At 62.4% G+C, this 14,198-nt stretch carries 14 protein-coding genes; 7 read left to right on the plus strand and 7 right to left on the minus strand.

Translation table 11 applies throughout. The features are described from left to right. Positions 1-48: 48 nt before the first annotated feature. Both FHX10_RS27255 and FHX10_RS27260 read right to left on the minus strand, forming a co-directional pair. A complete protein-coding gene (locus FHX10_RS27255; protein ID WP_028755627.1) occupies positions 49-1,047 on the minus strand; it encodes a LacI family DNA-binding transcriptional regulator in 999 nt (332 codons plus the stop codon). Positions 1,048-1,056: 9 nt separating this feature from the next. Continuing rightward, entirely contained in the window at positions 1,057-2,064 is a 1,008-nt protein-coding gene (locus tag FHX10_RS27260; RefSeq protein ID WP_028755628.1) for a Gfo/Idh/MocA family protein, read from the minus strand. Between the two features lie 204 nt (positions 2,065-2,268). Between FHX10_RS27260 and FHX10_RS27265 the strand changes: the two genes are divergently transcribed. From FHX10_RS27265 to FHX10_RS27285, 5 genes are all read left to right on the plus strand, one after another. Then, positions 2,269-3,561 (plus strand): ABC transporter substrate-binding protein, encoded by a 1,293-nt coding sequence (locus FHX10_RS27265; protein WP_028757114.1) that lies wholly within the window; start codon positions 2,269-2,271, stop codon positions 3,559-3,561. Positions 3,562-3,662: 101 nt separating this feature from the next. After that, entirely contained in the window at positions 3,663-4,550 is an 888-nt protein-coding gene (locus tag FHX10_RS27270) for a carbohydrate ABC transporter permease (RefSeq protein WP_063475257.1), read from the plus strand. A gap of 1 nt (position 4,551) precedes the next feature. Next, complete coding sequence (locus FHX10_RS27275) at positions 4,552-5,463, plus strand: carbohydrate ABC transporter permease (RefSeq protein WP_063475258.1); 912 nt, start codon at positions 4,552-4,554, stop codon at positions 5,461-5,463. Positions 5,464-5,482: 19 nt separating this feature from the next. Beyond that, on the plus strand, positions 5,483-6,565 hold the full coding sequence (locus FHX10_RS27280) for an ABC transporter ATP-binding protein (RefSeq protein WP_063475259.1): 1,083 nt from the start codon (positions 5,483-5,485) through the stop codon (positions 6,563-6,565). Positions 6,566-6,599: 34 nt separating this feature from the next. Then, the gene (locus FHX10_RS27285; RefSeq protein ID WP_063475260.1) at positions 6,600-7,340 is read left to right on the plus strand and encodes a ThuA domain-containing protein; all 741 of its coding nucleotides are present in this window, start codon (positions 6,600-6,602) and stop codon (positions 7,338-7,340) included. A gap of 9 nt (positions 7,341-7,349) precedes the next feature. On the opposite strand, the gene FHX10_RS27290 is transcribed toward FHX10_RS27285, so the two are convergent. The 3 genes from FHX10_RS27290 to FHX10_RS27300 all read right to left on the minus strand — a co-directional run bounded on the left by FHX10_RS27290 (position 7,350) and on the right by FHX10_RS27300 (position 10,456). Beyond that, complete coding sequence (locus FHX10_RS27290) at positions 7,350-8,261, minus strand: SMP-30/gluconolactonase/LRE family protein (protein WP_063475261.1); 912 nt, start codon at positions 8,259-8,261, stop codon at positions 7,350-7,352. A 95-nt stretch (positions 8,262-8,356) separates the two neighbouring features. Next, on the minus strand, positions 8,357-9,178 hold the full coding sequence (locus FHX10_RS27295) for an SDR family oxidoreductase (protein ID WP_063475262.1): 822 nt from the start codon (positions 9,176-9,178) through the stop codon (positions 8,357-8,359). 90 nt (positions 9,179-9,268) lie between these two features. Then, positions 9,269-10,456, minus strand: a complete 1,188-nt coding sequence (locus FHX10_RS27300) for a phytanoyl-CoA dioxygenase family protein (RefSeq protein WP_063475263.1) — start codon at positions 10,454-10,456, stop codon at positions 9,269-9,271. A 95-nt stretch (positions 10,457-10,551) separates the two neighbouring features. Between FHX10_RS27300 and FHX10_RS27305 the strand changes: the two genes are divergently transcribed. Then, positions 10,552-11,577, plus strand: a complete 1,026-nt coding sequence (locus FHX10_RS27305; RefSeq protein WP_063475264.1) for a LacI family DNA-binding transcriptional regulator — start codon at positions 10,552-10,554, stop codon at positions 11,575-11,577. 70 nt (positions 11,578-11,647) lie between these two features. After that, positions 11,648-12,865: an adenylate/guanylate cyclase domain-containing protein gene (locus FHX10_RS27310; protein WP_063475265.1), complete on the plus strand. Its 1,218-nt coding sequence runs from the start codon at positions 11,648-11,650 to the stop codon at positions 12,863-12,865. A 21-nt stretch (positions 12,866-12,886) separates the two neighbouring features. Here FHX10_RS27310 and FHX10_RS27315 read toward each other — a convergent pair whose 3' ends face one another. Then, on the minus strand, positions 12,887-13,666 hold the full coding sequence (locus tag FHX10_RS27315) for an SDR family oxidoreductase (RefSeq protein ID WP_047616659.1): 780 nt from the start codon (positions 13,664-13,666) through the stop codon (positions 12,887-12,889). Between the two features lie 79 nt (positions 13,667-13,745). Next, positions 13,746-14,141 (minus strand): DoxX family protein, encoded by a 396-nt coding sequence (locus FHX10_RS27320; protein ID WP_063475378.1) that lies wholly within the window; start codon positions 14,139-14,141, stop codon positions 13,746-13,748. Positions 14,142-14,198: the final 57 nt, after the last annotated feature.

Genomic DNA, 14,198 nt, shown 5'->3' on the forward strand with positions numbered 1-14,198 from the left:
GAAAATCTGGTCATCGGTATTCCTCCTCGATGCAATGGATGTGTGCCGCTATGCGGTCGAGCCCCAGCGGGCGGTGCAGGTGAGTGTGATGCTGTGCGGGCCTTCGATCTCGGCGTCATGGCGTTCGATCAGTTCGACGACGGCATCGATGAAGGCGACGTGGTCGAGGCTCAGCGTGGTGAGGTCGTTGCAATCCCAGGCGGCCATGGCGATGCCGTCCTGGCCGACGATGGCGATATCGTCAGGCGTGTTCTTGCCGATCACCCGGCGGGCGGCATCGCGTGCGCCGATCGCCATGACGTCGTTGCCGCAGATGATGGCATCGACTTTGTTCCGGTGCAGCAGCAGCACGGCTTCCTTGAAGCCGGAATCATAGGAATAGTCGCCGAAGGCCTGCGCCTCGAAAGAGAGGCCGCGCTTGGCGAGCGCATCGGCGAACCATTTGCGCCTGAGCTTGTCGATCCAGCTTGAATTGGTGCCGGAGAGGTAGGCGAAACGCTTCTTGCCGTCGCGGACGATCTTGTCGATGATCTCGTCGGCGGCCCCAGAGCCGTCGATGCGGATGCTGGAGACGTTTTCGTTGTCGAGCGGCTCGAAGGAGACGATGATAGGCTTCGTCGTGTGAAAGATGTCGACGGCATCCTGCATCGACACCATGTCGGAGAAGACGACGACGTGATCGACCTGATAGGTGGAGGCAAGGCGCATCAGCTGCAGCCGGTCGGAATGATCGGCGCAGCAGAGGATGATCGGCAGCAATTGTCTTGCCTGCAGGCGGTGGACGAGAAGCTGCTGTTCCTCGGCCTCGCAGGGGTTGCCGATCGCATTGACGACCAGGGCGACGAGGCGCGAGCGCTGGTTGTTCAGCGAGCGGGCGATCGCATTCGGCTGGTAGCCATGTTCACGGGCGACGGCGAGGATGCGATCGCGGGTGGCGCTGCCGATGCGTGAATCCGGGGAGAAGGCGCGGGAAATGGTGGCGGAGGAGACGCCGGCGAGTTTCGCCAGTTCCTTCGAAGTGATCCGCCGTCTGTTCATTCCGCCCATCTTCAGCGCCTATCGGGCGACGATCCTGACGGAAGCGCCGTCGGCCGCTGCCGATTCCTTGATTGCATCCCATAGCCTAGCGAATCTGAGGCCCATTTCAACGGAGCCGGAGTTTTCCATCTTTCCCGCGCGAATGGCGAGGAAATTTTTCATCGGATTGCCGAGAATCTCGGCCTCCTCGCGCGGCTCGGCGCTCCGCCCGAGGCTGATCTCGCGCCAGCCGCCCCAGGCATCGATGCGCACGATCGCCTTCGAATAGAAGAAGGTGATGTAGGAAGCGCAGCCCGGAGGGCCTTCGCCGGCGGCTGTCAATGTCGTCAGCGCGCCGTTTTTCAGCCGGGCGGAGACGGCGGTGGCGATGTCGACCTGCCTGCCGTGGTTGTTCATGTAGGCCGAAACGCTGTCGAAATCGGAATTGGCGAGCAGGCAGACGGTGTTCATCATATGGGCGCCGGTATCGAACATGAAGCCGCCGCCTGAAATTTCAGGCTGCTGTTTCCAATGACCATGATAGTTCGACGACCAGCTTTCCCAGATCATGCCCGATATGGCGATCAGTTCGCCGAATTCGCCGGCGAGCGCCCGCCGGCGCGTGTCGAGCACCAGCGGCGAGAGGCCGCCCTGGAAGGCAGTGACGATGGTGACGCCGCTCTTCTTCTGCGCGGCGATCAGCCTCTCGGCCTCGGTGACGGTCGTCACCATCGGCTTTTCGAGGAAGAGGTCGAGGCCGGCCTCGGCAACGGCAGTTGCCTGCTCGGCATGGAAGGCATGCGGGGTGGAGATGTAGACGATGTCGAGTTCGTCCCGGCACTGGCCGAGCATCTCACGATAGTCCTCGAAGCTCTTCGGTTCGGGGGCGCCGGCGGCGAGGCAGACGTCGAGCAGGCGCTGGCGCGAAGCCGCCGTGGTGTCGGCGAGTGCAGCAAATTCGATCTCCGGCATCTTGACCCAGCTCGCGGCATATTCCGCCGCCTTCAGGCCGGCACCGATGACGCCGAGGCGCAATTTCCCAGTCATGAAATTTCCTCCCTGATTGCATTTGTGCACACGATTACACAAACGTTACAGTGATGGCAATATTTAATTAGATAAGTAATATCAGTATATTAAAACCCAATAACGAATCTTTTTAAAAACCGTCTTGTCAGCATTGGGAATGCGTGTACATTTTCGCGGTCGGTGCTGGAGGGCGCCGTGTCTCTAAAAAAGGGAGGACTTCCGTTGAAGAAGATGGTTCTTGGCGGCCTGTGCGCCGTTCTGCTGAGCGCGGTTTCGACGCTGGCGCAGGCTGAAACAATCCGAATTGCAAATCACGGTCAGGCCGGCATCGACGCGATGAAGTCGACGGTCGAGCGGATCGAAAAGAAATACGGCGTCACCGTCGAGGTCATCGAATATCCGGCGCCGGACAAGGATTACCTGACGAAACTCCTGACGGAGCTCGGCGCCGGCAACGCCCCCGACCTGTTCTCCATCCCGACGACGGCAGCCGTCGCCGACATGGTGGAAGCCGGCTACCTCGCGCCTGTGACCAAGGAGTTCAAGGCCTGGGATGGCTACGCCAACCTCTATGATGTCGCCAAGGACCTCGCCGTCAGCCCGGACGGAGAGACTTATGTGATGCCGTTCATGCTCGGCATCCAGGAAATCTATTATCGCAAGGACGTTCTCGAAAAGGCCGGCATCTCGACCGAACAGCCGAAGACCTGGCAGGAGCTTCTCGATCGTGCCGCCGAAATCAAGCAGAAGACCGGCGCCTATGGCCTGCTGTTCCCGGCCGGCGTTTCCTGGGGAAGCGGTGCCTTCGACGAAGGCTTCCAGCACCTGCTCGTCGGTTCGAAGACGCCGCAGCTCGTCGATGCCGACGGCAAGCTCGATCTGAATGGCGAAGGCATCAAGGATGTCTTCAACGTCTACAAGGAACTGATCGACAAGGATCTGATGCCGACGCAGCCGCTGCTCGGACCCGAGCCCTGGGTCGTGCCGAAGTACCAGATGTTCCCGGAAGGCAAGCTTGCCGCCACCACCTGCGGCTCCTGGTGCTATATTTTCGACTGGGGCCGCGAGAGCAAAAATCCGATTCCCGACGTGACGAAGGTGGTCGGCACCTGGACAGTCCCGGGCCAGAGCAGCGGTCAGTATGTGCTTGCCAATCTCGCCGCGCCGTGGGCGGTTAATTCCAAGTCGGCCAACACCGAATTGGCGATCAAGGCGCTGATGGAGATCGGCTCGATCGAGACGCAGGTTTCCTACGCCGCCCGCATCGGCAACATTCCCGCCAGCAAGGACGCGGCCGACAATGCCGAGTTCCAGAAGCTGACGGAACTGGTTCCGATCCATGCGGCGGCCGGGAACGGCGTGTTCCTGAAGCAGGCCTCCGGCTTCGGCACGGTCTCGGAAGGTGTGGCGCGGGCCACCGAAGCGCTGCTGCGCAAGGAGACCGACGCTGCCGGCGCCCAGAAGATCCTTGTCGACTACGTCAAGGAAACCCTCGGCGACGACATGGTCAAGTAAGCCTCCGCTTTCCTTCCCAGCGAACGGGGACGCGGCGGCATCGCCCGCGTCTTCTCTTTCATTCGATAAGCCGGCTTCATTCGACAAGGTTGTGAGCTTGCATGGCCCGAAACTCTCATGAAAAGCGCGCCGAGCGGCAGTGGCTGCTGATCCTGCTGCCCTCGCTGGTGCTGCTTCTGGCCTTCGTCATCTATCCGGCCCTCTATTCCGTCTATCTGAGCTTCACCAACGAGGCGCTGACCGGGGCGGCCGCACTTCGGCCCCGCTTCGTCGGTCTCAGGAACTACACGCGGCTCTTGAACGACGCGAAATTCTGGAACGCGCTGTTCGTCACCTTCGTCTTCGTCATCGGTTCAGCGGTGATCGGCCAGTTCGTGCTCGGCCTGATCTCGGCAATGGCGCTGCGCCGGCCGATCCGTTTCCGGCGGGTGTTCTCGTCGATCATCCTGCTGCCGAATGCCGCTCCCGAAGTCGTCGCCGGCTTCATGTGGATCTCGATGCTGGCCGGCGGCGATAATGCCACGCTCAGCCGCATCGTCAGCTTCTTCGGCGTCACGCCGGCCGACTGGCTGCAGGTCTTCCCGCTGTCGATGATCATCGTCGTCAACACCTGGCGCGGCATCGCCACGGCGATGATTCTCCTGACCGCGGGCCTCAGCACCATTCCGGCGGAGATCTACGAGGCGGCGCGCATGGACGGCGCCACACCGTCGCAGATGTTCCGCCGCATTACCCTGCCGCTGATGATGCCGACAATCCTGCTCTATATGCTGATCTCGGCCGTCTCCACCATCGCCGTCTTCGGCCTCGTCTATGCGCTGACGCGCGGCGGGCCGGGCGGGGCGACCGAGGTCGTCAGCATCTATATCTACAACCAGTCCTTTACGGCATTCCAGCTGGGATATGGTGCGGCGGTCGCCGTCGTCGCGCTCGTCATCTCGCTAATCCTCGGCATCGCCTATGTCCGGGCCATGAAGGTGGAGGTATGACATGACCGTCATTTCTCCGAGCGAGACCGCAAACAAGGGGCGCTCCGACCTCATCGCCTATGCGACGCTGTCGCTGATCTCGATCTTCTGCGCGGTTCCCTTCTTCTGGGTGCTGCTCGCCTCTCTCGACGGCAATGCGCAGCTTTTCCTGCACTGGCCGGAGCAGTGGACCTTCGCCAACTATATCAAGGTCTTCACAAAGGAGGACGGGGCGAAGTGGCTGTTCAACTCGCTCTTCGTGGTCGGCGGTGCGACGCTGCTGGTCATGGTGCTTGCCGGGCTCGGCGGTTATGCGCTGTCACGCACCAGGGCCTGGTGGAAGCTGCCCTTCCTCTATGCGATCCTGCTCATCCGGGTGCTGCCGCCGACGGCGCTGGTCGTGCCGCTCTACAAGTTCCTGCTGACGCTGAACAATGCGGAAGCGGCAGTGCTCAGGCCGATCTTCGGCAGCTATGCCCGCGACATCATGCGCTGGACCGGCTTCATCGACGGTTATCTCGGGCTGATCCTGGTGCTGGCGACCATGCAATTGCCGCTGGCGCTCTGGATCATGAAGACCTTCTTCGACGGGCTGCCGAGGGATTACGAAGAGGCGGCGCTGATGGATGGGGCGACTCTCATCCAGCGCATCCGCCGGGTGCTGATCCCGCTGGCGCTGCCGGGGCTGGCGGCTGCCGGGCTGTTCGCCTTCATGTCGGCCTGGGGTGACTTCCTTCTGCCGCTGATCTTCCTGTCGTCGCCGGAGCTGCAGACGCTGCCGCTCGGTCTCTTCCGCGCCTTCCTGCGCATCAACGAGATCGATTACGGCCTGCTGACGGCTTTGGCCTTCATCTACCTGCTGCCTGCCGTCGTTGCCTTCGGTTTTGCGCGGCGCTTCCTCGTCCAGACATTCTCGGGCGGCGTGAAGGGCTGAGATCAAGAAAGAGAAACAGATGATCAATCTCAGAAACGTTCGCAAATTTTACGGCGCGCTCGAGGTCATCAAAGGCGTCGACATCACCGTGGAAGACGGCGAATTCGCGGTCTTCGTCGGCCCCTCCGGCTGCGGCAAGTCGACGCTGCTGCGCATGATCGCCGGCCTCGAAGGTATCGACCAAGGCGACCTCATCCTCAACGGCAAGCGCATCAACGACGTGCCGCCGGACAAGCGCGGCATCGCCATGGTGTTCCAGTCCTATGCCCTCTATCCGCATATGAGCGTTGCCGAAAACATCGGCTTCTCCCTCAGTCTCAAAAAAGTGCCGGAGGCGGAAATCCGCCGGCAGGTGGAAGGTGTCGCCGAGATCCTGCAGCTCACCGACTATCTCGACCGCCGCCCGGCCGCCCTTTCCGGCGGCCAGCGCCAGCGCGTGGCGATCGGCCGGGCCATCATCAAGAAACCGGCGCTGATCCTGTTCGACGAGCCGCTGTCGAACCTCGATTCGGCGCTACGCGTGCAGATGCGCGCCGAGCTGCAGCGTCTGCACCGCGAGCTGAAGGCAACTGTCGTCTACGTCACCCACGACCAGGTGGAGGCGATGACGATGGCCGACCGCATCGTCGTGCTGAACAAGGGCCTGGTGGCACAGGCGGGGGCGCCGATGGCGCTCTACCATCAGCCGGAGAATGAATTTGTCGCGACCTTCATCGGCTCGCCGAAGATGAATGTCATCCCGGTCACCGCGACGCAGGCCTCAGCGGGCAGGCTGCATCTCGACAGCCCGATCGGGCTTTCGCTCGATCTTGCCGATGCGAACGGGGTCGTGCCGCAGGGCGAGGCCAAGCTCGGCATCCGGCCGGAGCATTTGAAGATCGCGCCGGAGGGGCGGGGAAATTTCACCGCCGAGGTGGTCATCGTCGAGCGCCTCGGCGTCGAGACCTACATGACCGTCGGCTCGCCGCAGCAACCGATCGTGGTGCGCGCCGAAGGCGATATCGCGGTGCGGCCGGGCGACCGCGTGCCGCTGATGGCCGATCCCGCTGCCTGCCATCTGTTCGATTCCGCCGGCCGAGTGATCCGTCCGGCAACTGCCTGACACCTGAACCATCGCCCAAACATCGAGGAATGCCATGACAATCAAGGTCACCATCTGGAACGAAGGACGCCACGAACAGCTCCACAGGGAGGTCCAGGAGATCTACCCCGACCGTATCGACGGCGCGATCGCCGCCGGTATTGCCCATCCGGATTTCGAAATCCGCCGCGGCACGTTGGATGATCCCGATGAAGGCCTGCCGGACAGCGTGCTCGATGATACCGACGTGCTGCTCTGGTGGGGGCATATGGCGCATGACGAGGTCAGCGACGGGCTGATCGACCGCGTGCAGCAGCGTGTGCTGAAGGGTATGGGCCTGCTGGTCCTGCATTCCGGCCATCATTCCAAGCTCTTCCGCCGGCTGATGGGCACCAACGCCAACCTTTCCTGGCGCGAGACGCCGGATGGCGACCTCGAACGCGTCTGGGTGGTCAATCCCTCGCATCCGATCGCCGAGGGACTGCCGCCCTATTTCGAGGTCAATGCCTCGGAAATGTACGGCGAGCCCTTCGATATTCCGCAGCCGGACGAGCTTGTGTTCATCTCCTGGTATTCCGGTGGCGAGGTGTTCCGCAGCGGCTGCACCTTCCAGCGCGGGCGCGGGCGCATTTTCTTCTTCAGCCCCGGCCACGAAACCTACCCGATCTATCACGACAAGATCGTGCATAAGGTGATCTCGAACGGCATCCGCTGGGCGCAGCAGAAACACACAGATGGCCGCATCCTGGAAAACTGGCATCGGGCCGAGCCGCTGCATGGGCGTCCCGACAGCTGAAGGCCTGACCTATGGATATTGTGCGCCGGTCGTCTTGATATAAATCGAATAGACCGAACGCGTCGCGGTGATGAAGAGCCGGTTTTTCTTGGGGCCGCCGAAGGTGAGGTTGGACACCGTCTGCGGCACCCTGATCTTGCCGAGCAGCGTTCCCTCGGGCGAAAAGCAGTGGACGCCGTCGGAGGCGCTCGTCCAGAGATTGCCTTGGACATCGAAGCGGAAGCCGTCGGGATTGCCGACGTCGAGGCTGCAGAAGTAACGGCTATTCGCAAGCCTCCTGCCGTCGATGACGTCGAAAACGCGGATATGGCGCGGCACGTCATGTTTTGCCGAGCCGGAATCGGCAATATAGAGCTTCGTCTCGTCGGGCGAGAAGGCAAGGCCGTTCGGCTGGATGAAATCTTCGACGACGGCGTCGATCGATCCGCTTGCCGGATCGATCCGGTAGACGTTGCGGGTCGGCTGCTCGGGCTCGGCCTTGTGGCCCTCGTAATCCGACAGGATGCCGTAAGTCGGATCGGTGAACCAGGCCCCGCCGTCGGAGTGCACGACGACGTCGTTCGGCGAATTCAGCCGCTTGCCCCTATAGCTGTCGGCGAGAACGGTGATGGTGCCGTCCGTCTCGGTGCGGGTGACGCGGCGGCCGCCATGTTCGCAGGAGACCAGCCGGCCCTGCCGGTCGCGGGTATTGCCGTTGACGTAGTTGGACGGTGAACGGAAGACGGAGACCGTCCCATCCGGTGTCCATCGCATCATCCGTTCATTCGGGATATCGCTCCAGAGAAGGCAGTTCAGGTCGGAAAACCAGACCGGGCCTTCCGTCCAGCGGCAGCCGGAATAAAGCTCCTCGAGGGCGGCGCTGCCGATGATCATTGCACCGAAGCGTTCGTCGCGGATCTCATAAATCGGATTGTCGCCCATGCCAGTTTCCTCCCTGAATGCTGCCGTTCTTTTCCTAGCGGCAAAAACCTGGAGGTGCCAGAGCCCAGCGACGGAATTGCCGGGCTCTGCCTTTCTCAGAGGGCTGCGACCGGATGCGGCGAGCCGTCGTAGGCGCCCCAGATCGACTGATCGAAGCAGATGACCGAGCCGGTCATCAGGCCGGATTCGGAAGACGACAGGTAAGCGCAGGCGCGCGCCACCTCGTGCGGATCGACGAGACGGCCGAAGGGCTGGCTTGCCGCCGCCTTCTCCAGCCAGTCGGCCGGTGCCTCGTGATATTCGCGCTGGATCCGGTCCTCGCCTTCGGAGGCCATCCAACCGATGTTCAGACCATTGACGCGGATGCGGTTGCGCAGCAGCGCGTAGGCGGTGTTCTTCGTCAGCGTTTCCAGCGCGCCCTTGGAGGCGCAATAGGCGGCGATGAAGGGCTGGCCGGCTTTGGCCGACATCGAGCCGATGTTGACGATGGTGCCTTCGATGTTTTCGCGGCGCATCACCTTTATCGCTTCCTGCATCAGGAAAAACGGCGCGCGCACATTGACGGCGAACATGGCGTCGAAGAGCTCCGGGCTGGTATCGAGAATGGTGCCGCGATCGGTAATGGCGGCGGCATTGACCAGCGCGTCGACACGGCCGAAGGCCTCATCGCAGGCGCGCACGACATTCTGCGCCTCCTCGACCTTGCCGAGGTCGGCCTTCACATAAACGACCCTGGCGCCGGTCACGTCCGAAATCTCCGCGGCCTTCGCATTACCTTTGGCTTCGTTGCGGCCGCAGATGACGATGCCCTTTGCGCCGCGCTCGGCGAAGAGGCGGGCGATGGTGGCGCCCAAGCCTTGCGTGCCGCCCGTAATGATGGCGATCTTGCCGTCGAGACGGCCGTGGTCTGTGCTCATGTGGTTCCTCCGTTGTGATGATGTGCGAATGGCCTCCCGCGGATGCGGGAGGCTTGTGTCAGTACGGATACAAGAGACTTACGCTTCCAATCAGCTCAGCTTCTTCTGCGCCTGCGCCGCAAGTGCTGCGGTAAAGGCCTCGTCGCTCCAGCCTTCCTTCAGCGCCTCGTGCATCAGTTGCGCCTGTGTCTTCGGCGCCAGTCCGCCGAGCGGCGGGTCGCGGTCGAGATTGGTCGGGAAGGAATAACCTTCGGCGCAGGCGGCGACGGCGTTGGCGATTTCATCAGGCGAGAGCTTTTCCTGCAAGCTCTTCAAGGCGGGAAACAGCCTGGCGCTCATCTTCTCGCGGTTGACGGTTTCCATCGCCCGGCCGAAGGCGGAGGAGACTTGCAGGAGGTTGGCGACACGCTTGATGTCGGCCGAGCGGTTGGTGCCGGCGGCATGGAAAAGGGCGGGATTGAAGAAGACGACGTCGCCTTTTTCGAGCGGCATCTGGACATGATGGGTTTCGAAATAATCGCGGAACTCCTGCCGTTTCAGCGCGAGATAACCGGGCACATAGGTTTGGCTGTGCGGCAGAAAGAGCGTCGGGCCGCTTTCGAGCGGCATGTCGCAATGGGCGACCGCGCCCTGCAGTGTCAGTACCGGCGAGAGCCGATGCACATGCGCCGGAAACTGCTCGATCACCGCAGACGACTGAAAGCCGAGATGGTAATCGCGATGCGCCGACTGCGCCGCGCCGCCCGGATTGACGCGATTGACCTGCGCCGTCATCTGGTAGCTCGGGCCGAGCCAGGCTTCGCTTGCCAGCACGATGATGGGATTGCCGTAATATTCGGCGAAATTTGCCGGATCGGCGAGGCAATGTTTTTCCAGCGAATTCCAGATGCGATCGTTGGCGCCAGGCTTGGCGAAGTGATCGCCGCCGCCGGTCGCGGTGCGGTGCTGCTCCTCGATGATCGCATCGAAGATCGTGCTGGCGCGGTCGATGATGCCGGTGTCTTCGTAAGCGCGCTTGAACACGACGACCCCAGGACCTTCGCCGAAGACCTCGCAGATTTCCGCCAACACGGCGCGCCGGCCTTCCGGCGTTGCGGCGGCTGCCATCACCTTGCGGCTGTCATAGATCAGCACGTTTTTTTCGACCGCAGACGCTGCGGGGTAATCGGCAAGCACCGTCGTTTTTTCCGCAAGGTCGCGAAAATCGTCGAGATCGCAGGCCTCTTCGGTCAGCCAGACGCGGTCGGCGCGCAGTTTCTGCGGATTGTCGGTTTTCATGGCGGGCTCCTCCCTCTTTCCGATGGAGGCACTATACGCCGCGATGCCAGGTGATATAGATCAGAAATCCATCAAAAAACCATCAAGGCCCGGCCATGGTCCATCGCTTTCTCGTCAAGGACATCGCCTTCCAGGCAGGCCTGAGCACCGCGACCGTCGACCGGGTGCTGAACGGCAGGCCGGGCGTGCGTCGGCAGACGGAGATGCGGGTGAAGGCGGCGATCGCTGAGCTGGAGAAGCAGCAGGCGGGGGCGATGGGCAGCGGGCGTGTGCTGGCGATCGATATCGTCATGGAGACGCCACAGCGTTTCAGCGATGCGGTGCGCAATGCCTTCGAAGCGGAGATGGCGGCCTTCCTGCCCGGCGTCTTCCGCTGCCGGTTCCATTTCGCCGAGGTGATGAAGCCGGCCGAACTGGTGCAGCTTCTCGATCGCATCCGGCTGCGTGGTACGCACGGCATTGTGCTCAAGGCGCCTGACGTTGCCGAGGTGGCTGCTTCAGTTGCGCGGGCGGATGCGGCGGGCATTCCCGTGGTGACGCTGGTGACCGACCTGCCGAATTCGGCCCGCATCGCTTATGCCGGCGCCGACAACCGGGCGGCGGGAGAGACCGCCGCCTATCTGATCGGCGAATTCCTCGGGGACAATGGCGGCAAGGTGCTGGTGACGTTGTCGAGCGGGCGGTTCCGCGGCGAGGAAGAGCGCGAAATCGGCTTTCGTCGCAGCATCCGTGCCCATTATCCCGACATCGGCATTACTGAAATCAGCGAGGGGCACGGCACCGATGCCGCCACGGGAACGCTTGCGGCGGCGGCGCTTGCCGCCGATCCCGCCATCAACGCCGTCTATTCGATCGGCGGTGGCAACCGGGCGGTGCTTTCGGCCTTCGATGCGGCCCAACGTCCCGTCCGCGTCTTCGTCGCCCATGATCTCGATGCCGATAATCGCGCCCTGCTTGCCGCGCGTCGGATCGGCTTCGTGCTGCATCACGATCTCAGAACCGATGCGCGCTCGGCCTTCAGGGCGATCATGAGCCGGGCACAAGCATCGGGGCGGGCGGTTTCGCCCTCGCTTTCAACGGTCGAAATCATCACGCCCTACAATATGCCCGCGGGCAATTGAGCCAATTGACTTTCCTTCCATGCCGAATTCGGGCTACAGCTCAGACCAAGCACGAGTGAAGGTGAGCGCCATGGATTACAGCGACGTCAGCACGATTGCAGCCTGGGTGACCGAGCAGGGACTGAAGGGCGTTTCCGAAGCCGAGCTCATGACCGGTTTCTGCGCGGCCTGTCGTAATGCCGGCCTGCCGCTCGACCGCGGTCTGGCGCTGATGGATACGTTGCATCCGGTGCATGAGGGCCGTGCTTTCCGCTGGGACAGCGTCGAGGAGATCCAGACAGAGTTCGAATATGGTCCGACGAGCTCGGGGGAAGCGGCGTCGAACTGGCAGCGTTCGGCTTTCTATCATCTTTGGTCTCGCAACGAGCGGGAGATCCGCCGGCGTCTCGGTTTCGGCGATCCGATCGATTTCAGCCTGCTCGATACGATCGCTGAAGCCGGCCACACGGATTTCGTGGCGATGATGCATCGTTTTTCCGAGGCTGGCACGATCGGCGAGATGGATTGCTTCTTCTCGCATTTCGCGACGAAACATCCTGAGGGCTTTTCCGATCACGACCTTGCCATCCTGCGCAAGCTGGTGCCGGTGTTGGGGCTGGCGATCAAATGCATCGCGCTTGGACGCATCGCCCGCACCATCGCAGAGGTCTATCTCGGCGAAGACGCCGCGCGCCAGGTGATGGAAGGCAAGATCAGCCGCGGCAAATCGGAGCGGATTTCCGCAGCACTCTGGTTTTCCGATCTGCTGAACTACACCAAGATCTCCGACAGCGTGCCGCCGGAGGAGATCATCCCGCTGCTCAACGACTACAGCGAGGCTGTGATCACGGCGATCCACGCATCCGGCGGCAACGTGCTGAAGCTGATCGGCGACGGCGTGCTGGCGATCTTCAAGGGCGAGGTTCCGGCGGAGGCTTGTTCCGCGGCCCTACGCGCCGAATCCCTTCTGCGGGAAAAGCTCGGCACGTTGAATGATGAACGCCGGGCGGCCGGCCGGGCCGCGACCGACGTCTATATCGGCCTGCATATCGGCGACGTCTTCTACGGCAATATCGGCAGCCAGGACCGGCTGGACTTTACCGTCATCGGCCCTGCCGTCAACGAGGTCAGCCGCATCGCCTCGATCTGCCGCTCGGTCGATCTCAACCTCTTGATGTCCTCCGATTTCGCCTCGGCGATCCCGGAGGAGGAGCGCGCGACACTCGCCTGCATCGGGCGTTACGCATTGCGCGGCGTACAGCGCGCCCAGCAGCTCTATACGCTGGAAAGCGCCCGGCTGAACGGCTGACCGCGGCAGAATCGGCAAGGACTATCGCAGCAGACCCTGACCGCCGTCGATCCAGATCGGCGTGCCGGTGATGTGTCGGGCGCGGTCGGAGGCGAGGAAGAGGATGGTTTCGGCGACGTCCTCGCTCTTGCCTGCCCTGCCGCCGGCGATCGGGATATCCCCCTGCGGCCAGATGACCGGCACCTCGGTCTCTTCGCGATGGCGGCTGTTCGTGTTGGCGCCGATATTGGTCTCGATCTCGCCGGGGCAGACGGCATTGACGCGAATGCCGTGCCGACCAAGTTCGAGGGCGAGCTGCTGGACCATGGCGACCTGGCCGGCCTTGGTTGCGGTGTAGGCGGTGGCGCCCGGCGTGGTGAAGGTACGGGTGCCGTTGATGGACGAAACGACGACGATCGAACCGCCGCGGCGCTTCAGATGCGGAACCGCCAGATGCAGGGTCAGATAGGTGCCGCGCAGATTGACGGCGATGGTCTTGTCCCATTCATCCGGCTGCAGATCATCGATCGGCGCCCAGACTCCGTTGATCCCGGCATTGGCGACAACGATGTCGAGGCCGTCGAAGGTGTTGGTCAGTTGCTTCACGGCGCCCCGCATTTGAGCTTCGTCGCTTGTATCTGCCGTCAACGCCATCGACTGGCCGCCGGCGGCCTCGATCTCGGCGCAGGTTTTCTCGACTTCTTCCGCTGTGCGGCTCAATGCTGCGACCCTTGCTCCCTCGGCGGCAAGCCGCAAGGCGGCGGCTTTGCCGATGCCCGAACCGGCGCCTGTCACCAATGCGATCTTTCCTTTCAGTTCCATGGGCTCTCCTTGCCGTTTTGCCGGTAAGCCAATGTTCGGCGCGGTTGTTTGGTTCCGCAAGGAGCGCCGGTCGTTCGGGCTATCTGAGGAGGCTGTGGTTCAACGCCCATTTCTCCGGCCCATGGACGGCGGCAAAGAGCAGGCCGGCGAGGAAGGTAAAGTGATCGATGAAGAAGCCGAACTCGGCCTGGTTCTGCTGCCAATGGGATGGGCCGTGGAAGGCGAAGGCGAGGAAGATCACATAGATGCCTGCGAGCAGGCTGGCCTCGGTGAAGAAGGCTCCCGATATGAGGGCAAGCGCCAGCGCGATCTCGAAGAAGGCGGCGACCCAGGCCAGGAATGTCGCCATCGGAAAGCCTGCGGCGGTGATATAGCCCGCCGTCGCGGCGATATCGGCGAATTTGAAGCCGGCGGCCATGAAGAACACAAAACTGAAGATGATGCGCGCGACGATGATTGCGATTGCTCTGGCCATCATGAAATCTCCTCTTTGAGTTTCCACTATGACGGAGGAGACACGCGATATCCTACA

It is taken from the genome of Rhizobium sp. BK591 (assembly GCF_014195045.1).
Lineage (GTDB): Bacteria > Pseudomonadota > Alphaproteobacteria > Rhizobiales > Rhizobiaceae > Rhizobium > Rhizobium anhuiense.